The 21390-nt window shown below is 69.6% G+C and carries 19 protein-coding genes; 16 read left to right on the forward strand and 3 right to left on the reverse strand.

The window, feature by feature from the left end:
• The first annotated feature begins 47 nt into the window (after positions 1-47).
• The 4 genes from D457_RS0115405 (at position 48) to D457_RS0115420 (ending at position 4053) form a co-directional block, all read left to right on the forward strand.
• A complete protein-coding gene (locus D457_RS0115405; protein WP_017581563.1) occupies positions 48-713 on the forward strand; it encodes a GNAT family N-acetyltransferase in 666 nt (221 codons plus the stop codon).
• Positions 710-1384, forward strand: coding sequence for a GNAT family N-acetyltransferase (locus D457_RS0115410; RefSeq protein ID WP_017581564.1), 675 nt, complete (start codon positions 710-712; stop codon positions 1382-1384). The genes D457_RS0115405 and D457_RS0115410 overlap by 4 nt, the downstream gene beginning before the upstream one ends.
• Positions 1381-2178, forward strand: a complete 798-nt coding sequence (locus D457_RS0115415) for a purine-nucleoside phosphorylase (RefSeq protein WP_017581565.1) — start codon at positions 1381-1383, stop codon at positions 2176-2178. The genes D457_RS0115410 and D457_RS0115415 overlap by 4 nt, the downstream gene beginning before the upstream one ends.
• A gap of 201 nt (positions 2179-2379) precedes the next feature.
• Positions 2380-4053 carry a phospho-sugar mutase gene (locus D457_RS0115420; protein WP_017581566.1) on the forward strand — a complete coding sequence of 558 codons (1674 nt, stop codon included), beginning with the start codon at positions 2380-2382 and terminating at the stop codon, positions 4051-4053.
• 18 nt (positions 4054-4071) lie between these two features.
• Here D457_RS0115420 and D457_RS0115425 read toward each other — a convergent pair whose 3' ends face one another.
• Complete coding sequence (locus D457_RS0115425) at positions 4072-4566, reverse strand: Lrp/AsnC family transcriptional regulator (RefSeq protein ID WP_017581567.1); 495 nt, start codon at positions 4564-4566, stop codon at positions 4072-4074.
• 704 nt (positions 4567-5270) lie between these two features.
• Between D457_RS0115425 and D457_RS0115430 the strand changes: the two genes are divergently transcribed.
• The 10 genes from D457_RS0115430 to D457_RS0115475 all read left to right on the forward strand — a co-directional run bounded on the left by D457_RS0115430 (position 5271) and on the right by D457_RS0115475 (position 16512).
• Positions 5271-6308, forward strand: a complete 1038-nt coding sequence (locus tag D457_RS0115430) for a thiamine pyrophosphate-dependent enzyme (protein WP_017581568.1) — start codon at positions 5271-5273, stop codon at positions 6306-6308.
• Positions 6305-7330: an alpha-ketoacid dehydrogenase subunit beta gene (locus D457_RS0115435; protein WP_017581569.1), complete on the forward strand. Its 1026-nt coding sequence runs from the start codon at positions 6305-6307 to the stop codon at positions 7328-7330. Before D457_RS0115430 ends, D457_RS0115435 begins: the two co-directional genes overlap by 4 nt.
• Positions 7331-7335: 5 nt before the next feature.
• Entirely contained in the window at positions 7336-7680 is a 345-nt protein-coding gene (locus D457_RS0115440; protein ID WP_017581570.1) for a biotin/lipoyl-containing protein, read from the forward strand.
• A gap of 203 nt (positions 7681-7883) precedes the next feature.
• A complete protein-coding gene (locus D457_RS32650) occupies positions 7884-8627 on the forward strand; it encodes an alpha/beta fold hydrolase (RefSeq protein ID WP_026116680.1) in 744 nt (247 codons plus the stop codon).
• Positions 8628-9003: 376 nt separating this feature from the next.
• Positions 9004-10068 (forward strand): BMP family lipoprotein, encoded by a 1065-nt coding sequence (locus D457_RS0115450; RefSeq protein ID WP_017581572.1) that lies wholly within the window; start codon positions 9004-9006, stop codon positions 10066-10068.
• Between the two features lie 185 nt (positions 10069-10253).
• Complete coding sequence (locus tag D457_RS0115455; RefSeq protein ID WP_017581573.1) at positions 10254-11861, forward strand: ABC transporter ATP-binding protein; 1608 nt, start codon at positions 10254-10256, stop codon at positions 11859-11861.
• Positions 11858-13456 carry an ABC transporter permease gene (locus D457_RS0115460; protein ID WP_017581574.1) on the forward strand — a complete coding sequence of 533 codons (1599 nt, stop codon included), beginning with the start codon at positions 11858-11860 and terminating at the stop codon, positions 13454-13456. Before D457_RS0115455 ends, D457_RS0115460 begins: the two co-directional genes overlap by 4 nt.
• Positions 13453-14712: an ABC transporter permease gene (locus D457_RS0115465; RefSeq protein ID WP_017581575.1), complete on the forward strand. Its 1260-nt coding sequence runs from the start codon at positions 13453-13455 to the stop codon at positions 14710-14712. Before D457_RS0115460 ends, D457_RS0115465 begins: the two co-directional genes overlap by 4 nt.
• Positions 14691-15107, forward strand: a complete 417-nt coding sequence (locus D457_RS0115470; RefSeq protein ID WP_017581576.1) for a cytidine deaminase — start codon at positions 14691-14693, stop codon at positions 15105-15107. The genes D457_RS0115465 and D457_RS0115470 overlap by 22 nt, the downstream gene beginning before the upstream one ends.
• Positions 15108-15222: 115 nt before the next feature.
• Positions 15223-16512, forward strand: coding sequence for a thymidine phosphorylase (locus D457_RS0115475; protein WP_017581577.1), 1290 nt, complete (start codon positions 15223-15225; stop codon positions 16510-16512).
• Between the two features lie 71 nt (positions 16513-16583).
• On the opposite strand, the gene D457_RS0115480 is transcribed toward D457_RS0115475, so the two are convergent.
• Together D457_RS0115480 and D457_RS0115485 are read right to left on the reverse strand one after the other, a co-directional pair.
• The gene (locus tag D457_RS0115480) at positions 16584-17165 is read right to left on the reverse strand and encodes a hypothetical protein (protein ID WP_017581578.1); all 582 of its coding nucleotides are present in this window, start codon (positions 17163-17165) and stop codon (positions 16584-16586) included.
• Positions 17166-17375: 210 nt separating this feature from the next.
• On the reverse strand, positions 17376-17858 hold the full coding sequence (locus D457_RS0115485) for a hypothetical protein (protein WP_017581579.1): 483 nt from the start codon (positions 17856-17858) through the stop codon (positions 17376-17378).
• 142 nt (positions 17859-18000) lie between these two features.
• Between D457_RS0115485 and D457_RS32655 the strand changes: the two genes are divergently transcribed.
• Together D457_RS32655 and D457_RS0115495 are read left to right on the forward strand one after the other, a co-directional pair.
• Positions 18001-19782, forward strand: a complete 1782-nt coding sequence (locus D457_RS32655) for an acyclic terpene utilization AtuA family protein (RefSeq protein ID WP_039831323.1) — start codon at positions 18001-18003, stop codon at positions 19780-19782.
• On the forward strand, positions 19779-21377 hold the full coding sequence (locus D457_RS0115495) for an acyl-CoA carboxylase subunit beta (protein WP_017581581.1): 1599 nt from the start codon (positions 19779-19781) through the stop codon (positions 21375-21377). The genes D457_RS32655 and D457_RS0115495 overlap by 4 nt, the downstream gene beginning before the upstream one ends.
• Positions 21378-21390: the final 13 nt, after the last annotated feature.

The following is a 21390-nucleotide window of genomic DNA, read 5'->3' on the forward strand; positions in this document are numbered from 1 at the left end:
CCCCACTTTCCGGGGCGGGCCCGGTCCGACAGCCGAGTGGAGGAACGGTGTCAGCGAACACCCCCGAGCAGGCCGAAACCAGCACTCCCGATCCTTTCGTCCCACAGGTCGAGGTGCCCGAACCCCAGCGTGTCCCCGGGCTGCGCCTGGTCCGCCTGGACCGCACCACCCCCGAGGTGGCCCTGCTGCGCGAGGTCCTGCCCCGCCAACGGGTGGCCCCCGACCAGCGCCGCTTCGTCGACGAGGCGGTGCACACCCTGCCGCGTGCCGACGAGGACCCGGAACGCTTTCCGTACGCGATCGTCCTCAACTCTGGGACCCTGACAGAGCGGAGTGCTGTCCTGGACGCCTGTGTGGGCTTCGGCATCATCGACCGGGTCGGCCAGCTACGCGATCTGGTCGACGATCCGGCCGACGCCGTACAGCTGAGGGCCTTCTACATCGCTCTCGAACACCAGGGTCGGGGGATCGGCCGGGCCGCCTGTGCCGCCCCGCTGCTCGACCTGTTCGTCGCTGCCGTGGATCCGCGGGCCACCCAGATCGTGCTGTGCCTCAACGACGGAAACGAGCTGGGGGAACGTACGTACAGCGCCGCCGGGTTCACGCCCACCGGGCGCCGCTACGACGCGGGCGAACACGGCATGCAGAGGGTGCTCTCCCGGCCGGTGCAGACCGGCTACCACCCCGTCCCCCAGCTCCCGGAGCCCCGATGACGCGTTGGCGGGGTTCACGCAAGAGGGCGGCCGGGCGCTGGGACACCACCCAGGTGCGCCTGGTCCGGCTGGACACAGGGTCCGCCGAGGCCGTCCTGCTGCGCGAGGCCGTGCTCGAGCATGACCTCCCGCCCGAGCAGCTGCGCTTCACCGGCCTGCCCGTGAGGACCCTGCCCGATGCCGACCAGGACCCCGAACGCGTCCCGTACGCGATCGTGGCCCTGGACGGCGCGCTGACCGGCCCGGACTCGGCGCGGGTCGCCTGCGCCGGGTTCGGGGTCCTGGACCGCGTGATCGGCTCGGAACTGGTCGACGCGCCGGAGCGCGCCGTACTGATGCGCGCTTACTACGTCACGCCACAATGGCAGGGCCGGGGGGTCGGTCGGGCCTCGTGCTCCGCGCCCCTGCTGGACCGGCTGGTCGCCGAGGTCGCACCGCACGCCGAACGGATCGTGCTGTGTGTCAATCAGGCCAACCAGCCAGCGCAGCGCGCCTACCGGGCCGCGGGATTCGACTTCACCGGCAAGGTCGTCCCCGGCAGTGCGGGCCCCCAGGACGTGATGGTGCGCCCCCTCAGCTCGCCTGCCAGAACCCGGGCTCACACAACCCCGGAACCCGCAACCCACCCCGAACCGCGCACGCGGTACCGACGAACGGAGAATGCGCAGTGACTCGCACACCCCAGGCCGTGGCCGAGGAAGCCGCAACCGAGCTGCGTTCGCGCACCGGTGTGGACAGTTACGACGTGGCCCTGGTGATGGGGTCCGGTTGGGCGACCGCCGCCGACCTGATCGGCGACTCCAAGGACGAGTTCGCCTCGGCCGAACTGCCCGGCTTCCTGCCCCCGGCCGTGGACGGCCACAGCGGTACCATCCGCAGCATCGCCGACGGCGACCGCAACGTGCTCGCCTTCCTGGGCCGCACCCACCTGTACGAGGGCCACGGCACCGACGTGGTCGTGCACAACGTCCGCACCGCCGCCGCGGCGGGAGCCAAGACCATCGTGCTCACCAACGCGGCGGGCGGCATCAACACCGACTACGCCGTGGGCTCGCCGGTGCTCATCGCCGACCACATCAACATGACCGCGCAGTCACCGCTGGCCGGTGCGAACTTCGTGGACCTCACCGAGACCTACACGTCCGAGCTGCGCGCCATCGCCCGCCAGGTCGACCCCGACCTGTCCGAGGGCGTCTACGCGGCCATGCCCGGCCCGCACTTCGAGACCCCTGCCGAGATCCGGATGCTCCGCGCGATGGGCGCCGATCTGGTCGGCATGTCCACCGTCCTGGAGGCCATCGCCGCCCGCGAGGCCGGCGCACGCGTCCTGGGCATGTCCCTGGTCACCAACATCGCCGCTGGGCTGGAGGGCGCCAACCTCGACCACGAGGACGTCCTGGCCACCGGCCGCGACTCCGCCGCCACCGTGGGCCGACTGCTCGCCGACATCGTGGCCAAGATCTGAGAGATCTGATTTTGGGCCTCCGCTTCGCTTTGGCCCGTGTTCTCCGCCTTTGCGGAGGGATGCTTCATCCTCGACGGCGCCTGACGCTCGTTCCTCGCTAGCGGCTTGTCTCGTCTTGCAGCACCCTCCCCGGCGGTCGAACGGGAAAGAACACCCCCGGTGGCTCGCCATCCGGACTCGTCATTCGGAAAGGACCTCCCCATGCTCGACTCCGCCCTTCTCCTCCAGGCCAGGGAATGGCTGGACCAGGACCCCGACCCCGTGACCAGGGGAGAACTGGGCGCCCTGCTGGCCAGGGTGGAGGTCGGGGACGGGCAGGCCCTGGCCGATCTCACCGATCGCTTCGCCGCCCGGCTGGAGTTCGGTACGGCGGGGTTGCGCGGTGCGCTGGGGGCCGGGCCCAACCGGATGAACCGGGTGGTGGTCATGCGCGCCGCCGCGGGGATCGGGGCGTGGCTGGGCGAAGGCGGCAGGCACGTGGTGATCGGTTATGACGCCCGGCACCGGTCGGCGGACTTCGCGCGGGACAGCGCGGCGGTGCTGACCGGGGCCGGGCACCGGGTGTCCCTGCTGCCCGAACCACTGCCCACACCGGTGCTGGCGCACACCCTGCGCGCGCTGGGCGCGGACGCCGGGATCGTGGTGACCGCCAGCCATAACCCGCCCCAGGACAACGGCTACAAGGTCTACGTGGGCGGGTCCGGTGACGACGCGGGATCCCAGATCGTCTCCCCGGTGGATACCGAGATCTCCGCTGCCATCGATGCGGTGGGGCCGGTCGGCGCGCTCCCGCTGGGCGAGGATTGGACGGTGCTGGGGCCCGAGGCGGTCGCCGGGTACCTGGACGCGGTGACCGCGCTGGTGCCGGAGGGGCCCCGGAACCTCTCGGTGGTCTACACGCCCATGCACGGGGTAGGCGGCCGGGTGCTGATGGAGGCGGTCGAAAGGGCCGGTTTCGCGGCTCCGGCGGTGGTGGCCGAGCAGTTCGAGCCGGACCCGGACTTCCCCACGGTCGCCTTCCCCAACCCGGAGGAGCCGGGGGCGATGGACCTGGCCCTCGCTGCGGGCCGGACTCGCGGGGCCGACCTGGTGGTGGCCAACGACCCCGACGCCGACCGGTTGGCGCTGGCGGTTCCCGGGCACGGTCTGCTCACCGGGAACGAGGTAGGCGGTCTGCTTGCCCAGTACGTGCTCGACCACACGAGCGGCGACGACCGGGTGGTGGCCACCTCGATCGTCTCCTCCAGTCTGCTCGGCAAGATCGCCCGGGACCGGGGCGTGCACTACGAGGAGACCCTGACCGGGTTCAAGTGGCTGGCCCGCGCGGGCGCTCCCGGGCACAAGCGGGTGTTCTCCTACGAGGAGGCGCTGGGCTACTGCGCGGGCGGTGACCGGGGCCGTCCGGTGGCCGACAAGGACGGGATCAGCGCGGCGCTGCTGGCGCTGTCGATGGCGGCCGAGGCCAAGAGCCACGGGCGCACCCTGGTGGACCTGCTCGACGACCAGGCCCGTAAGTACGGCCTGCACCTGAGCGACCAGCTGTCGGTGCGGGTGGAGGACCTTTCGGAGATCTCCGCGGCGATGCGGCGGTTGCGCGCCGAACCGCCCGCCGCGTTCGGCCCCCTGAAGGTGACGGGGGTCGTCGACTTCGCCGACGGTCGCGAAGGGCTGCCGCCGACCGACGCGCTGCGCTTCGAGCTGGGGGGCGGGGTGTGGGGGCGGGTGACGCTGCGCCCCTCGGGGACCGAACCCAAACTGAAGGCCTACGCCGAGGTGGTGTTGGGGGTTGACGACGACGTCGCTGCCATCCGCGCGCGCGGTTCGGAACTGCTGGCCGAACTGATGGCGTCGGTCGCCGAGGCGGTCAGGGGATGATCCGGGGGAGGGGCGGGGTCACTCGCTCCCCTCGGACGGCTCGACGACAGGTCGGTGCACGACCTCGTCGATGACGGTGAGCGTCTGGGTGGACGTTACACCGGGGAGGGACTGGAGGCGGCTCAGGATCAGGTCGCGCAGCTGGTTGGTGTTGGCGACGCGGACCAGCAGGACGATGTCGGCCGATCCCACGACGTACCAGCAGTACTCGATCTCGGGGTAGGAGGAGAGGATCTCCCGGTTGGCCCGCCAGTCAGGCTGACTGCCCGAGATGAGCACGAGCGCGGTGACGCCCAGCCCCATCTTGGAGTGGTCGGTCACCACGGAGTAGCCGCGGATGACCCCCTCGTCAGTGAGCCGCTTGATCCGGTTGTAGGCGGTGGCCCGGGAGACGTTGGCCAGTGCGGCGATCTCCGTGATGCCGGTCCGAGCGTCCTTGGCGAGCGCGCTCAGAATGGTCTGGTCGGTCGAGTCCGGCCGCCGGCCGCTCCTGCGCTGTTCGCCCATGGCCATGTGCGTGCTCCTCGTGTGCTCTTGTCGCAGTGCTCAGCTCCTTGCTGTCATCTTTGACAGGGAGCTAAGGAAGTACCAGGTAAACGTTGTTTTCGTCCATTGAAATCTCAGTCGGCGAGATGCTGGGCGCACGTTCGTCGGATGTGGGGGGCCGGGGTGGGGGATCGGGGGATGGTGCGCCCGTACTTCTTGTGTGAACCGCCAAACGGGTGTGTGGCGGAGGGGTTCCGACTGTACTCATGGTTGACGCACGGGATGGAGCGTGAGTTTCCCCGACTGGCCAGTAACTACACCGAACTGTCCTGATTCAGTCAGAAATTCTCGCTTGAGGGCCCATTCCGGTCATATTTGTCGTATCTGTAAGGACATACAACGACTCCTGTGGGCGGGGCTGGCGAAGGTGCTCGCTCTCGCCTGTCGGGCACACCCCTCGTGCTCGGATCGCAACGCTCGGGTGGCTTCCGGTGGTCAAGGTGTTGATGGCGATTCGTGATGTTTGGCGCTGTGTGTCGTTTTCCCTCGCGTGAGATGTCCAAGCCTAGACATTTGGGGACGAAACGAGGTTCTTCGTCCGCTGATGTATCGACTGTTCGGACATATCTAGCGTAACTGTCCAGTTAGCCGGAGAATCAAGGCATACCGTGACCACCCCGAGCCCCGACCGCGCCACGACGCGCGCAGGGCCACGTTGGGAGCCGCTCGACATGCCACCCGAAGAGTCGACGGGCCAGGGCGCCATCACCGTGGCGCACCTGGCACCCGAACTGACCCGCAGCCTCTACCGCGACATGCGCACCGCGCGCGACCTGGACACCGAGGCCATCGCTCTGCAACGCCAGGGCGTCTTCCCCGCCTACGTCTCCGTCCGGGGGCAGGAGGCCGCGCAGGTCGCCAGCGCCACCGCGCTCGACCCCGCCCGCGACTTCGTCTTCCCCACCTACCGTGAGATGGCCGTCGCCCTGGCCTACGGCGTCGAGATGGTCGGCTACATGGCCACCCACCGCGCCCTGTGGCACGGCGGCCTCTACGACGTCATGGGCTCCCGCTTCGGTGCCATCAACGCCGTGGTCGGCGGACCCGTCCCGCACGCCGTGGGTTGGGCGGTCGGTGAGAGACTGCGCGGCGACCAGGGTGTGGCCATGGCCTACTTCGGTGACGGTGCCAGCTCCGAGGGCGATGTACACGAGGCCATGAACTTCGCCGGGGTCTTCACGACACCGGTCGTCTTCTTCTGCCAGAACAACCAGTGGGCCCTGTCCGTGCCCAACGAACGCCAGGTCGCGGGCGGCTCCATCGCCGCGCGCGCCGAGGGCTACGGCATGCCCGGCGTCCTCGTCGACGGCAACGACGCCGGAGCGGTCTACGCGGCCACCGCCGAGGCCGTCCAGCGCGCCCGCGAGGGCGGCGGACCCACCGTCATCGAGGCGCTCACCTACCGCGTCGAACCCCACTCCACCTCCGACGACCCCGGCCGCTACCGCGACGAGGCCGTCGCCGAACGCTGGCGCCAACGCGACCCCATCGACCTGCTGCGTACCGCGATGCTCCAGGCCGGGCACGCCGACGAGGCCTTCTTCGCCACCGTCGCCACCGAGGCCGCCCAGCGCGCCGAGCAGATCCGGGACGGGGTCGCCAGCGCCCCCGAACCCGACGGTTCCGAACTGTTCACGCACGTCTTCCGGGAGACCACCGAGGAGCTGACCCGGCAGCACCGCACCTGGCAGGAAGAGGTCGAGCTGTGACAGAGCTGATCGAGCACGAGCACACCGACGCCGCGGTCGGGCCCCGCACGGTCGAGCTGTCCATGCAGCAGGCGATCAACCGGGCCCTGCACACCCTGCTCACCGAGGACCCCGACGTCCTGGTCTTCGGTGAGGACGTCGGCGCCCTCGGCGGGGTCTTCCGCGTCACCGACGGACTCCAGAAGGAGTTCGGTGACCAGCGCGTCTTCGACACCCCGCTGGCCGAGTCCGCCATCATGGGCATGGCGGTCGGCCTGGCCATGAACGGCTGGCGGCCGGTCCCCGAGCTCCAGTTCGACGGCTTCGCGTATCCGGCCATCGACCAGATCGTCAACCAGGTGGCGCGCATGAACTACCGCACCCGCGGCGCCGCACCCATGCCGATCACCCTGCGCCTGCCCTCCTTCGGCGGTATCCAGGCCCCCGAACACCACGGCGAGAGCCTCGAGGCCCTCTTCGCGCACACCCCCGGGCTGAAGGTCGCCGCCCCCTCCGACCCCGCCGAGGCCTACAGCCTGCTGTTGCAGTCGGTGCGCTCCGACGACCCGGTCGTGTTCATGGAGCCCAAGGCCCGCTACTGGGACCGCCGCCCGGTCCAGCTCAGCGAGCCCACGGACCCCATCGGCACCAGCCGGATCGTGCGCACCGGCCGCCACGCCACCCTCGTCGCCTGGGGCGCGATGGTGCACAAGTGCCTCCAGGTCGCCGAGCTCGCCGCCGAGGACGGGGTCGAGCTGGAGGTCCTGGACCTGCGCTGGCTCAAGCCCATCGACGCCGCCGGGCTGGCCGCCTCGGTCGCCCGCACCAAGCGCGCCGTGGTCGTCCACGAGGCCCCGCTCACTGCCGGGCTGGGTGCCGAGGTGTCCACCCTCATCACCGAGAACTGCTTCCGTGACCTGGCTGCCCCGGTCCAGCGCGTCACCGGATTCGACGTCCCCTACCCGGCGGGGCCGCTCGAGCCCCAGTACCTGCCGACGATCGACCGCGTCCTGCTCGCGGTCCAGCGAACCCTGGAGTACTAGCCGACATGGCAGAAGAGAACATCACCTTCACCCTCCCCGACCTGGGGGAAGGGCTGGTCGAGGCCACCGTCCTGGAGTGGCAGGTCTCGGTCGGGGACACCATCGGCCGCAACGACCCGCTGGTCGAGGTGGAGACCACCAAGTCGGCCGTGGTCATCCCCTCGCCCAAGGCCGGGCGCGTGGTGGAGCTGCACGCCGAGGAGGAGCAGGTGGTTCCGGTCGGTGACCCGCTGGTGACCTTCGCAGTCCAGGTCGAGGAGAGCGCCCCGCAGGCCGGGATCGTCGGCCGGGTCCCGACCGAGGACACCAAGCCCAAGCGCCGGGTCCGGCTCAAGCCACCGACGGACTGATCCGGTCAGCCGGTTGTGCTCACTCCGGGCCGCTGACACGGAGTGTCAACCGATGCGCCAAAGGTCCCACCAATGATGAGGGTCCGTTCGGATGTCGACACAAGCGGAACACGCCAAACAGGCCAACCGTTTATAGAAACATCTGAATGGGCCTTCGTCTGTTCGATCAAATCCCACCCCCGGCATAAGAAACGGAAGGATTCATGACCGCGAATCTCGTCGGAGACGTGACAATGCGCTATACGGATTTGCCTTCACCCGCTCCGACGGACTCCGTACCGGTGCTTCTGTTGCACGGTTTCGGCACCGACTTCGACATGAATTGGCGCGCCGCGGGCTGGCCGCGCGCGCTGGAGGCGGCCGGGCGCCGGGTGATCGGCCCGGACCTGCGTGGCCACGGGGCCAGTGACAAGCCCACCGACAGCGGGCTCTACCTGCCCGAACACTTCGTCGCCGACATCCTGGCGATGCTCGATGAACTGGGTGTGACCAGCGTCGACGTGGTCGGCTACTCCATGGGGTCCCGGCTGGCCTGGGAGCTCGCGCTCACCGCGCCCGACCGGGTCCGCCGCCTGGTCCTGGGCGGTTTCGGCCCGGCCAATGCCCTGGCCGGTCTGGACACGGCCGAGCCCGGCGCGGGCGACAGCCCGTTCGACCACGTCTACCGCACCGTCGCCGCCCTGCCTGGCAACGACGCCGCGGCGCTGGCCGCTTGTGTGCGGGGGCAGGCCTCCCGCCCCTTCCAGGAGGAGCCGCGCCCCCAGGGCATCCCGATGCTCCTGGTCTCGGGCGTCAAGGACACCGTGGCCGAGGGTGCGGCGGAGCTCGCCGAACGCTGCGGGGCCTCCTTTGTGGAGATTCCCGGCCGGGACCACGCCAACGCGGTCTCCTCCAGGGTCTTCAAGCAGGCCGTGGCTGCCTTCCTCGAGGAGGGGCAAGAGCGGTAGGAGGGGCCGGGGAGGGCGCTGTGAAGGGGTCCGGACCCGAGGGCGCCGGGGTCGAAGTGGGTTAGCCCGGTCTAGACCGGTTGGGGCGATGTGGGGCCCGTTGGGAGTAGTGAAGATCACGATACGGACGGTCACGGCGCTGGTTTTCCGCGTGGAGGGCGAGGTCAATAACAGCGAATAGCCCGCTAGTTGCCCAGATTCGGTGTGCTCTTGGTAACTTCCAAGTAAGGCCCCGTGTCACTCTGCTCTCGCCTTCATAACAACTCCGTCCGTTGGTTAGGTGTACTTTCGGCCAGCGGATATCGTCCGGCAACAGAACTCAGGTCGGTTCCGCGCGGAATGCGGACCGCTGAGAGGGCGAAGGGGAGACTTTCTAGTGAAGCGCAGCAACGCAGCCAAGTTCGCCGCGGTCGCAGCGGCGGGTGTGCTGGCACTGACCGCGTGTGACAACGCCACAGACGACGGTGCCGCCGGTGGCGGCAACGGCGGAGGCGACGGAGAAACCGCCTCCGAGCTCCAGGTCGGTCTGGCCTACGACGTCGGCGGCCGTGGTGACCGCTCCTTCAACGACTCCGCCTACCGGGGCCTGGAGCAGGCCGCCGAGGAACTGGGCGTGCAGACCCAGGACTTTGAGCCCGCCGACGGTGAGGCCGAGTCCGCCAAGGAAGAGCGCCTGGCCACCATGGCCGAGGAGGGCTACGACCTCGTCATCGCGGTTGGGTTCGCCTACGACGCGGCCGTTCAGTCGGTCGCCCCCGACTACCCGGAGGTCGACTTCGCGATCGTCGACTCCGAGATCGAGGGCATCGACAACGTCACCAGCCTGGTCTTCGCCGAGGAGCAGGCCTCCTTCCTGGCCGGTGCCGCCGCGGCGCTGACCACCGAGGAGGACCACGTCGGCTTCATCGGCGGTGTCGAGACCCCGCTGATCCGTAAGTTCGAGGCCGGGTTCCTCGCGGGCGTCGAGCACGTCAACGAGGACATCGACGTCGAGATCAACTACCTCAGCCAGCCGCCGGACTTCGCCGGCTTCAACGACCCGGCCCAGGGCCGTGAGGCCGCCCAGGCACAGTACGACCGCGGCGCGGACGTCATCTACCACGCCGCCGGCGCCTCCGGTAACGGCATCCTCCAGTCCGCCGTCGAGAACGAGTTCACCTTCATCGGTGTCGACAGCGACCAGTACGAGAACGCCGAGGACGAGCAGAAGCCGTACGTCCTGACCTCCGCGATCAAGCAGGTCGACGTGTCGGTCTTCGAGCTGATCAGCGCGGCCGTCGACGGCAACGTCGAGGGCGGCATCCAGCGCTTCGACCTCAGCGACGGCGGCGTCGACTACACCACCTCCAACGGGGAGGCCATCGAGCCGATCCAGGAGGAGCTGGACGAGCTCAAGCAGCAGATCATCGATGGTGACATCGAGGTTCCCACTCAGCCGTAACGGGCACGGGACACAGCACAGGAGCGGGCGCCGGGCCCGCGTCGTGACCTGACGTCACGAAAACGGAGCCGAAGGGGCGAGCCCTCTTCGGCTCCACCCGGTAGCCGCACCGCGACGAAGGCGTCCCGGCCGTGGCCGATTACAGGCCCGCCGCGCCCCGCCGCAAGTTCCCACAGAGGAGTCTGATGAGCAGCACGCCATCGGGCGGCGGGTCGAACGGACCCGCTGCCGTTGAGCTGCGCGGGATCACCAAGCGTTTTCCCGGCGTCGTGGCCAACCACGACATCGACATCACCGTGGCTCCCGGTACCGTGCACGCCATCGTCGGCGAGAACGGGGCGGGTAAGTCCACGCTGATGAAGACCCTGTACGGCATGCACAAGCCGGACGAGGGCCACATCTACATCCGCGGCCAAGAGGTGCGCTTCAACTCGCCCTCCGACGCCATCAAGCACGGCATCGGCATGGTGCACCAGCACTTCATGCTGGCCGACAACCTCACCGTGCTCGAGAACGTGGTCCTGGGCGCCGAGCGCAAGCACGGCATCGGCCGCAGGGCTCGGGCCCGCATCCTGGAGTTGTCCGGACAGTACGGGCTCGGCATCGACCCCGACCGCCTCATGGAGGACCTGGGCGTGGGCGACCGCCAGCGCGTGGAGATCCTCAAGGTGCTCTACCGCGGCGCCGAGACCATCATCCTGGACGAGCCCACCGCCGTCCTGGTCCCGCAGGAGGTCGACGAACTCTTCGACAACTTGCGCGAGCTCAAGCGCGAGGGCCTCACGGTCATCTTCATCTCGCACAAGCTCGACGAGGTCCTGTCTGTGGCCGACGAGATCACCGTGATCCGGCGCGGGACCACGGTGGCCACCGCCGACCCGAACAGCACCACCGCCCGTCAGCTGGCCACGCTCATGGTCGGCGGCGAACTCCCGGTGCCCGAGCTGCGCGAGTCCACCGTCACCGACCACGTCGTCCTGTCCATGACCGGGGTCACCGTACTCTCCCCCGAGGGGCGTCCCGTCGTCGACGACGTCACCCTGGACATCCGTCAGGGCGAGATCGTCGGCATCGCCGGGGTCGAGGGCAACGGTCAGTCCGAGCTGATCGAGGCCATCATGGGCATGCGCCGGATCGCCTCCGGCGCCATCTCCCTCGAGGGCCGGGACACCACCGGCTGGACCACGCTGCACCTCCGAGAGGCCGGGGTCGGCTACATCCCCGAGGACCGTCACCGGCACGGCATCCTGCTGGAATCGCCGCTGTGGGAGAACCGCATCCTCGGCCACCAGACCCGCCGGCCCAGCGTCAACGGATCCCTGATCAACCGGAGCGGCGCCCGCGCCGACTCCGAGCGCATCGTCGCCGAGTACGACGTGCGCACCCCCAACATCGACGTCATCGCCGACGCGCTGTCCGGGGGCAACCAGCAGAAGTTCATCATCGGTCGGGAGATGAGCGGATCCCCGCGCTTCCTGGTCGCCGCCCACCCCACCCGAGGCGTGGACGTGGGCGCGCAGTCGGCCATCTGGGCGCAGCTGCGCGAGGCGCGCGCCGCGGGCCTGGCGGTCCTGCTGATCTCCGCCGACCTCGACGAGCTCATCGGCATGTCCGACACACTCCACGTCATCCTGCGCGGCCGTATGGTCGCGGAGGCCGACCCGACCAGCGTCACCCCCGAACAGCTCGGCTCCGCCATGACCGGTGCCGGGCTGGAGGGCTCGCAGACGCACACAGAAGGTGACAGCGGTGCTGAGGGTGCCCACCGGAACGAGAGCGAGGGCGGGGCATGAGTAACACCGCAGGCCGCACCATCGCGGCACCGATCGTGATGCTCCTGGCTGTCGTCTTGGGTGTCGTGACCACCGTCGCCCTGGACCTGTTCCTGCTGCACTGGGCGGCGCTGATCATCGGAGTCACGCTCGCCTTCGCGCTCGTGGCGGTACTGGCGCCGATGACCCCGGACGAGAGCCGGGTCGGGGCCGACGGGACCAAGGAGGAGGGCACACCCCTCCATAACGTCCTGGTCGTCCCGATGGCCCTGATCCTGGCGGTCGTGGCCGGTCTGGTCTCCTCCTGGGTACTGGACCTCCAGCTGCTCGAACCCGTCGCGGCCGCGCTCGGCGCGCTCGTCGGTTCCGTTCTGGCGTTCGTGCTCTTCCACCGCCTTGCGGCGATGATGGCGCTGTCCTTCGCCGCGGTCCTGGTGGCCGGTGCGATCGCGATCGGCGTCACCGCGGCCGTGCTGTACTTCAGCGGCATCCCGCCGCTGGCCACCTTCGACCGCATGCTGGAGTACGGCACCCGGCCCAACAGCCTGGTGCAGATCATCAACGACAGCACCACCTACTACCTGGCCGCCGTGGCCGTGGCGATCGGCTTCAAGATGAAGCTGTTCAACATCGGCGTGGATGGCCAGTACCGGCTGGCCGCGCTGATGGCCGCCGCGGTGGGCGGTTACCTCGTGCTGCCCCCGGTGCTCAGCCAGTTCGTCGTCATCCTCACTGCCATCGCGGTCGGCGGCGCGTGGGCGGCCATCGCCGGTTACCTCAAGGTGGCCCGCGGCGTGTCCGAGGTGATCTCCACGATCATGCTCAACGCGATCGCCACGGGTATCACCGCCTACCTGCTGACCGAGGGCCGCCTCGCGGTCGAGATCAGCACCAACAACATCGGTACCCCGCCCATCCCCGAGTCCGGTTGGGTCCCCGGTATCCCGGCGACCTTCCTCGGTTCGGAGCGGGAGATCTTCGGTCTGATCTTCCTCTCCATCGCGGTGGGTATCGGTTACTGGTTCATGCTCAACCGCACCCGGTTCGGCTTCGAGCTGCGCGCCACCGGCCAGTCCAAGACGGCGGCCGAGGCCAGCGGTGTGAACGTCAAGAAGATGGTCTTCCTGTCCATGCTCTTCTCGGGCATGGTCGCCGGACTCGTGGGCCTGCCGCAGTTGCTGGGCAGCTCCCACTACTACGCGCTGGACTTCCCGGTCGGGATCGGCTTCATCGGCATCGCGATCGCGCTGCTGGGCCGCAACCACCCCGTGGGTATCGTGTTCGCCTCCCTGTTCTGGGCGTTCCTGACCCAGGCGTCGGGCATCCTGCCCTTCGACGGCATTCCGCAGGAGATCGCGGTCATCGCGCAGGCCACCATCGTCCTCACGGTCGTCGTGGTCTACGAGATCGTCCACCGCTGGGGCCGCCGCTACCAGCAGCAGCAGATCGGCAAGCAGCTCGGTCGTACGACCGAGACCACCCCGGAGCCCGCGGCCGTGTCCCACGGCAGCGGCCCGGACCACGGTTCCGCCGAGGACTCCGAGGGTGAGAACGGCACCTCCGGTGGTTCCGACACTGACGGCACCGACGACAAGCGCGGCGGGGAGGCACAGTGAGCCAGGAACTCAACGTGATGGAGCCGGTGGCCAAGCCGTCCCGGCCCAAGGGGTGGGCGCGCTGGCGCATTCTCACCCTGCTGATGGCGGTCTTCGTGTCCCTGGCGGGCCTGCGGGTCATCACCGGCCAGGACATGCTGACCGACGCGGGAACCGTCCGCACCACGCTGACCTTCGCGGTCCCGATCGGTCTGGCCGCCCTCGGTGGTCTGTGGGCCGAACGCGCGGGCATCATCAACATCGGCCTCGAAGGCATGATGATCTTCGGGACCTGGTTCGGCGCCTACTTCGCGTGGAGCTTCAACGACCCGTGGATCGGCCTGCTGGCCGGGACCCTGGGCGGTATGTTCGGCGGCCTGATCCACGCGGTGGCCACCGTGACCTTCGCGGTGGACCACATCGTGTCCGGTGTGGCGATCAATATCCTCGCCCTGGGCGCCATGCGCTACCTGTCGATCCTGGTCTACGCCGACATCCCCGGTGCCGGCGCGGCCCAGTCCCCGTCGGCCCCGTCGTTCCCGACTCTGACGGTGCCGTGGTTGCCGGAGGCGCTCGCGCCGGTGGCCGAGAGCGGGATCTTCCTGGTCAGTGACTTCGCGGCGCTGATCATCGGTCTCACCACCCGCATGTCGGCGCTGACCCTCATCGCCATCCTGCTGGTTCCGATCAGCTACCTGGTGCTGTGGAAGACCACCTTTGGCCTGCGACTGCGCTCGGTGGGTGAGAACCCCGACGCCGCCGAGTCGCTCGGTGTGCCGGTGTACACGCTCAAGTACATCGCCGTGGTCATCTCCGGTGGTCTGGCGGGGATGGGCGGAGTCTTCCTCGCGATCGTCGCCTCGCAGATCTACCAGGAGGGTCAGACCGGCGGCCGCGGCTACATCGGTCTGGCCGCGATGATCTTCGGTAACTGGCGACCGGGCGGACTGGCCATGGGTGCGACCCTGTTCGGCTACACCGACGCCCTCCAGCTGCGCGGCGGCGGCGCGGCCATCCACGCGCTGCTGCTGCTTCTGGCCGTGGTGTTGCTGGTAGTGGCCGTGTGGCAGGTGCGCAAGGACCGCAAGGGCATCGCGGTGGCCGGCTTCCTCGCCGCGATCGTCCTGCTGTTCTGGTACTTCAGCACCGACTCGCTGCCGCGTGAGCTGGCCACCTACAGTCCGCACATCGCCACCCTGCTGGTGCTCTCGCTGGCTTCCCAGAAGCTGCGCGCACCCGCTGGCATCGGTAAGCAGTGGAGGGCGAGCAGGTCATGACCGCACCTGTCGACGTGGACTGGGCGGCCTTGCGTACGGCTGCCCGTGAGGCCATGGCCAACGCCTACGCGCCCTACTCGAAGTACCCGGTGGGCGCGGCGGCGCTGGTCGACGACGGCCGGACCGTGAGCGGCTGCAACGTGGAGAACGCCTCCTACGGTCTGGCCCTGTGCGCCGAGTGCGGGCTGGTCAGCGCGTTGCACGCCACCGGGGGCGGGCGCCTGGTCGCCTTCGCCTGCGTGGACGGTCAGGGTGAGACCCTGATGCCGTGCGGGCGCTGTCGTCAGCTGCTGTACGAACACGGTGGACCGGAGCTGCTGGTGGACACACCCGAGGGCATCTGGCCCATGGACCGGGTGCTGCCCCAGGCCTTCGGCCCACACAACCTGGCCTGACCTGCTGGCTGGCCTGACCCGACGGGCGTCTCCCCGGTCGTCGAACCACGGCGGCCGGGGAGACGCCTTTCTCGCACCACCCCGTAGTACTTCTTCACCACGGAAGGAACATGACATGGACGTCATCGAGATCATCCGAGCCAAGCGCGACGGGGGAAAGCTCACCCCGGAGCAGATCGACTGGGTGATCGGGGCCTACACCCGTGGTGATGTGGCCGAGGAACAGATGGCCGCGCTGGCGATGGCGATCTTCCTGCGCGGCATGGACCGCGCCGAGGTGAGCCGCTGGACCGAGGCGATGCTCTCCTCGGGGGAGCGGCTGGACTTCTCCGATCTGGCCCGGCCCACCACCGACAAGCACTCCACCGGCGGCGTCGGCGACAAGATCACCCTGCCGCTCACCCCCACCGTCGCCGCCTGCGGCGCGGCCGTCCCGCAGCTGTCCGGGCGCGGGCTCGGCCACACCGGCGGCACCCTCGACAAACTGGAGTCCATCCCCGGCTGGCGGGCTTCGCTGTCCACCGAGGAGATGCGGCAGGTCATCACCGGCACCGGCGGCGTGATCTGCGCGGCCGGATCCGGGCTGGCCCCGGCCGACCGCAAGCTCTACGCGCTGCGCGACGTCACCGGCACCGTGGAGTCCATCCCGCTGATCGCCGCGTCCATCATGAGCAAGAAGCTCGCGGAGGGGACCGCAGCCCTGGTCCTGGACGTCAAGGTGGGCTCGGGCGCGTTCATGAAGGACGCCGACTCCGCCCGTGAACTGGCCCGCACCATGGTGGACATCGGCAACGACCACGGCGTGCGCACGGTCGCCCTGCTCACCGACATGGCCACACCCCTGGGGCGCCAGGTCGGCAACGCCCTGGAGGTCGCCGAGGCCGTGGAGGTGCTCTCCGGCGGCGGCCCAGCCGACGTCGTGGAGCTGACCGTGGCCCTGGCCCGGGAGATGCTGATCGCGACCGGGCTGACCCCGGGCGAGAACGGCGTGAAGGACCCGGCCGAGGCCCTGCGCGACGGCAGCGCCCTGCAGGCCTGGAAGGACCTCATCCGGGCCCAGGGCGGCGATCCGGACGCGCCCCTGCCCGAGGCCGCCGAGCGCCGCGTGGTGCTGGCTCCGGCGGACGGCGTACTGACCAGGCTGGACGCCTACCAGGTCGGCCTGGCCGCCTGGCGCCTGGGCGCGGGCCGCGCCCGTAAGGAGGACGCGGTCTCCTTCGGCGCCGGAGTCACCCTGCACGCCAAGCCGGGTGAGGAGGTCAAGACGGGGGAGCCGCTGTTCACCCTGCACGCCGACGAGCCAGAGCGCTTCGACCGCGCCGCCCAGGCCCTGGAGGGCGCCTTCGACATCGAGGACGTGGTGGCGCAGAAGGTCCAGCCGCTGGTCATCGACCGCGTGTCCTGACCGTTCACACACGGGTGCGGAGGGGCTGGCGTGGTGCCAGCCCCTCCCATGCACTTCTGCGGGCCCTGCCGTCAGTCCATGATGGGCGGCAGCATCTGCTGCGGAGCGGCCTCCGGGATCAGCAGGAACGAGGCGGCGGCCACCAGGACGAACAGGAAGCCCACGATCGTCGTCGCGGTGGCCGTCCAGCGGGCCCAGTGGCGGGTGCCGCTGTTGAGCAGGGCCAGTGCCAGGGTCGAGGAGAGCACGGTGAGCAGGGCCACCGCGCCGCCCATCCAGATCTGCATCTCGATCTGCCGGATCTGGTTCGGGTCGATGGCCTGGCCGCCGACCAGGATCATGCTGGTGAGGATCTCCAGCAGCTGCCCGGACAGGACGGTCACGGCGAGCAGCGCCGCGCCGACGATGCTCAGGGTCTCCGAGGAGAACGCACCGCCGGTACGGGGCTCGGCCGGAGCGACCGCGAACTCGTGCTCGTGGTCGTACTCCTGACCGTGCTCCGCACCGTCGAGGCCGCCCTCCGCGGGCTCGGTGCCCTGAGCCGCGACGGGGGGCTCCGTGGCGAACCCCGGTTCGAACTTCGGCTGCGGGGTACCTGCTGCGGGGCTGTTGGTGTTCTCGGGCCTGGTGTTGTCTTCCGGTGCGGTACTCACGCGGCCAACGTACCCGCGGGTCCGGATAAGCGGGACCTAAGAATCGCCTGTTCAGACCCGGAAAAGCACCAAGTTCCGGTCAGTGCCCCCCACGCGGGTAGAAGAGCCGGGCCGCGGTTCCTGGCGGGCACGGGTAGAGGCCGGAGGCTGTGCCTCCGTCCTCTTGGGGTCCTGTGTCCGGGGTGGTTCGTGTGTGGGTTGTGGGACGAATCAGGGGTTCGGGTACACCGGGGTCGGCATCAGGACGAAGGTCAGCACGGCCAGGATCACGCACAGGATGCCCGCCAGTATCGTCGCCGAGGCCAGCTGTCGGGCCCACGCGCGGGTGGTGGTGCCGGCGCGGAACAGGGCGATGGCAGCGCAGATCACGGCCAGTCCGGCGAGGACCGCCGAACCGGTGAGCGAGCCCTGGACAACGACACTCGGTGCGTCGCTCTCCGAGATCGAGGGGGTGAGGACCCATCGGCTGAAGATCGCGATGAGCTCGGTGGCGAACAGGGTGGTAGCCAGCATGAGGAAGCCCGCGACGCTGAAGGTCTCGGCGCCGAAGAGGCTGGGGCGGGGAACGGTGTGCTGACCGGAGAGGAAGGCCTCGGGAGTGGAGTCGGCCTCGGGGGTGGAGGCGACCTCGGAGCTCTCAGGCTTGTCGTCGGTGGGGGCGGTGGTGCTGGTGTCTTCGGAGGAGGTACTCACGCGCGCCAAAATACCGGGCGCATATCCCGTTTTCGCCATCTGTAACAGGGCAATCGCGGCCGGTTTCGGCCATGGGCCCGATTGAGGGAAAAACAATCATGGGTGCTTGTTTTTTTCTGTGTCCGGTGTCACTCTCTTTGCCATGACCGCTACATCTCTGTGGGTCGGGAACGCCTCGGGTTTCTACGGTGACCGGCTCTCGGCCGTTCACGAGATGCTCACCGAAGGCTCCGTGGACGTCCTGACCGGCGATTACCTGGCCGAACTCACCATGGCCATCCTCGGCCGCGATCAGCTGGCCGATCCGAGCCGGGGCTACGCCAGAACCTTCCTGAAGCAGATGCGCGAGTGCCTGGCGATCGTCATGGAACGCCGCGTCCGCGTGGTCACCAACGCGGGCGGCCTCAACCCCCGAGGCCTGGCCGACAAGCTCACCGAGCTGGCCGACAACCTCGGCTTCGAACCCCGCATCGCCTGTGTCACCGGGGACGACCTGCTGGACCGGGCTGAGGAACTCAATCTGGGCGGGCCCCTGACCGCCAACGCCTACCTGGGCGCCTTCGGGATCGCGCGCTGCCTGGACGCGGGGGCCGACATCGTCGTGACCGGTCGTGTCACCGACGCCTCACTTGCGGTGGGCCCGGCGATCTCGCACTTCGGTTGGACCCGCGACGACCTCGACGCCCTTGCCGGGGCGACCGCCGCCGGGCACGTCATCGAGTGCGGAACCCAGGCCACCGGCGGTAACTACGCTTTGGCCCGCGAACTCGCCGACAGACGTCTGGACCACCCCGGTTTCCCGATCGCCGAGATCGCTCATGACGGTTCCTCGGTGATCACCAAGCACGCCCGCTCCGGCGGCGCGGTCACCGTGGGAACCGTGACGGCTCAGCTCGTCTACGAGATCGCGGGCGCGCGTTATCCGGGCCCCGACGTCACCACGCGCCTGGACACCGTGCACCTGGTTCAAGAGGCCGACGACCGGGTGCGGATCAGCGGGGTGCGCGGTGAGGCGCCGCCGCCCGAGTTGAAGGTCGGGCTGACCGGGATCAGTGGCTTCCGCAACGAGGTCGACTTCCTGATCACCGGTCTGGACGCCCGGGCCAAGGCGGACCAGGCCGAACGCCAGATGCGTGCCGCCCTGGCCCACAACAGGCCCGGTGAGCTGAGCTTCGAGTTCACCCCGGCCCGCGACCCGCACGGGGACACCCAGGACGAGGCCACCGCCCGGCTGCGCGTGGTCGCCCGCGACCACGACCCCGCCGTCATCGGACGCCGCTTCGGCGCCGCCGCCGTGGAGCTGGCCCTGGCCAGCTACGCCGGGTTCCACCTCACCGCGCCGCCACGCGAGGCCCGCCCCGACGGGGTGGCGGTCACCCACGCGCTGGTCCCCGCGGCCGAGGTCGAGCACACCGTCATCACCCCCGAAGGCAACCGCGAGAGCGTCCCGCACCCCGAACACACCAAGGAACTGACCGAGCTCCCCGAACCCCCGCTGCCGGAACCGCTTTCAGGTCCGGTGATCGACGGGCCCACCCGGCTGGTCCCCCTCGGCCTGCTCCTGGGTGCGCGCAGCGGAGACAAGGGTGCCGACGCCAACGTGGGCGTGTGGGCCACCTCGGACGAGGGTTGGCGCTGGCTGGCGCACACCCTCACCGTCGAGGCGCTGCGCGAACTCCTCCCGGAGACCGCCGACCTCAAGGTCACCCGCCACCTCTTGCCGAGTCTGCGCGCCGCGAACTTCTGGATCGAGGGGATGCTCGCCCCCGGTACGGCCCGCCGCGAGGGTCAGGACCCCCAGGCCAAGGGGGTCGGTGAGTGGCTGCGCGCCCGGCGCTTCCCCATCCCCGAGTCCCTGCTGGCCGACTCACCGCTGCCCCCGAACCCGCTGACCCAGTCCCCGCTGCCCGAGGAGGGCCCGTGAGCGTCCTGACCTCCAGACTCGACACCCGGGGTCCGGCCTACGCCGAGGCCCGGGACACCATGCTCGCCAAACTCGCCGAGCTCGACACCGAACACGCCAAGGCCCTGGCCGGGGGCGGTGAACGCTACGTCGAACGCCACCGCTCCCGGGGCGGACTGCTGGCCCGCGAACGCATCGAACTCCTCCTGGACGAGGGCAGCCCCTTCCTCGAACTCTCACCCCTGGCCGCCTGGGGCAGCGACTTCCACGTGGGTGCCAGCGTGGTCACCGGCGTGGGCGTGGTCTCGGGCGTGGAATGCGTGATCGTCGCCAACGACCCCACCGTGCGCGGCGGCTCCAGCAACCCCTGGACCCTCAAGAAGTCCCAGCGGGCCGGCGAGGTCGCCGAACGCAACCGGATGCCGATGATCAGCCTGGTGGAGTCGGGCGGCGCCGACCTGCCCACCCAGAAGGAGATCTTCATCCCGGGCGGCGGCACCTTCCGCCACCTCACCCAGCTCTCGGCCGCCGGGATCCCCACCATCGCCCTGGTCTTCGGAAACTCCACCGCGGGCGGCGCCTACGTCCCCGGGATGAGCGACCACGTGGTCATGGTCCGGGACCGCTCCAAGGTCTTCCTCGGCGGCCCGCCGCTGGTCAAGGCAGCCACCGGGGAGGAGAGCGACGACGAGTCCCTGGGCGGCGCGCGCATGCACGCCGAGGTCTCCGGGCTCGCTGACCACCTGGCCGAGGACGAGCAGGACGCCATCCGCATCGGCCGCCGCATCGTGGCCCGCCTCAACCACACCAAGGCCGGGCCCGCCCCGGCCGGCCAGGTCCGCGAACCCCTCCTGCCCGCCGAGGAGCTCCTCGGGATCATGCCGCCCGACCTCAAGGTCCCCGTAGACCCCCGCGAGGTCATCGCGCGCGTGGTGGACGGCTCGGAGTTCGACGAGTTCAAACCCTCCTACGGCCCCGGCCTGGTCACCGGCTGGGCCACCCTGCACGGCTACCCCGTGGGCGTCCTGGCCAACGACAACGGCGTGCTGTTCAGCGCAGAGGCGCAGAAGGCCACCCAGTTCATCCAGCTGGCCAACCGCTCGAACACCCCGCTGATCTTCCTGCACAACACCACCGGCTACATGGTCGGCGCCGAGTACGAGCAGGGCGGCATCATCAAGCACGGCTCGATGATGATCAACGCCGTCTCCAACAGCACCGTCCCGCACTTCTCCGTGCTGATCGGCGCCTCCTACGGGGCCGGGCACTACGGCATGTGCGGCCGCGCCTACGACCCCCGCTTCCTGTTCTCCTGGCCCAGCGCTCGCTCCGCCGTCATGGGCCCCAAGCAGCTCGCCGAGGTCATCTCGATCGTCTCGCGTGCCTCGGCCGCGAAGAAGGGCCAGCCCTACGACGACGACCAGGACGCCGCCATGCGCGAACTGGTCGAGAACCAGATCGAGGCGGAGTCCCTGCCGATGTTCCTGTCCGGCCGGGTCTACGACGACGGCGTCATCGACCCCCGCGACACCCGCACCGTCCTCGGGCTGTGCCTGTCCTTCGCTAGCAACGCACCGGTACGCGGCACCGACCGCTTCGGTGTCTTCCGAATGTGAGAAGGGGAGGACC

Source organism: Nocardiopsis valliformis DSM 45023, assembly GCF_000340985.1.
Taxonomy (GTDB): Bacteria; Actinomycetota; Actinomycetes; order Streptosporangiales; family Streptosporangiaceae; genus Nocardiopsis; species Nocardiopsis exhalans.

Coding starts and splice junctions, on each gene's coding strand:
- D457_RS0115410 (WP_017581564.1), top strand. CDS start 710: ATGACGCGTTGGCGGGGTTCACGCAAGAGGGCGGCCGGGCGCTGGGAC.
- D457_RS0115420 (WP_017581566.1), top strand. CDS start 2,380: ATGCTCGACTCCGCCCTTCTCCTCCAGGCCAGGGAATGGCTGGACCAG.
- D457_RS0115425 (WP_017581567.1), bottom strand. CDS start 4,566: ATGGCCATGGGCGAACAGCGCAGGAGCGGCCGGCGGCCGGACTCGACC.
- D457_RS0115430 (WP_017581568.1), top strand. CDS start 5,271: ATGCCACCCGAAGAGTCGACGGGCCAGGGCGCCATCACCGTGGCGCAC.
- D457_RS0115440 (WP_017581570.1), top strand. CDS start 7,336: ATGGCAGAAGAGAACATCACCTTCACCCTCCCCGACCTGGGGGAAGGG.
- D457_RS32650 (WP_026116680.1), top strand. CDS start 7,884: ATGACCGCGAATCTCGTCGGAGACGTGACAATGCGCTATACGGATTTG.
- D457_RS0115455 (WP_017581573.1), top strand. CDS start 10,254: ATGAGCAGCACGCCATCGGGCGGCGGGTCGAACGGACCCGCTGCCGTT.
- D457_RS0115460 (WP_017581574.1), top strand. CDS start 11,858: ATGAGTAACACCGCAGGCCGCACCATCGCGGCACCGATCGTGATGCTC.
- D457_RS0115475 (WP_017581577.1), top strand. CDS start 15,223: ATGGACGTCATCGAGATCATCCGAGCCAAGCGCGACGGGGGAAAGCTC.
- D457_RS32655 (WP_039831323.1), top strand. CDS start 18,001: ATGACCGCTACATCTCTGTGGGTCGGGAACGCCTCGGGTTTCTACGGT.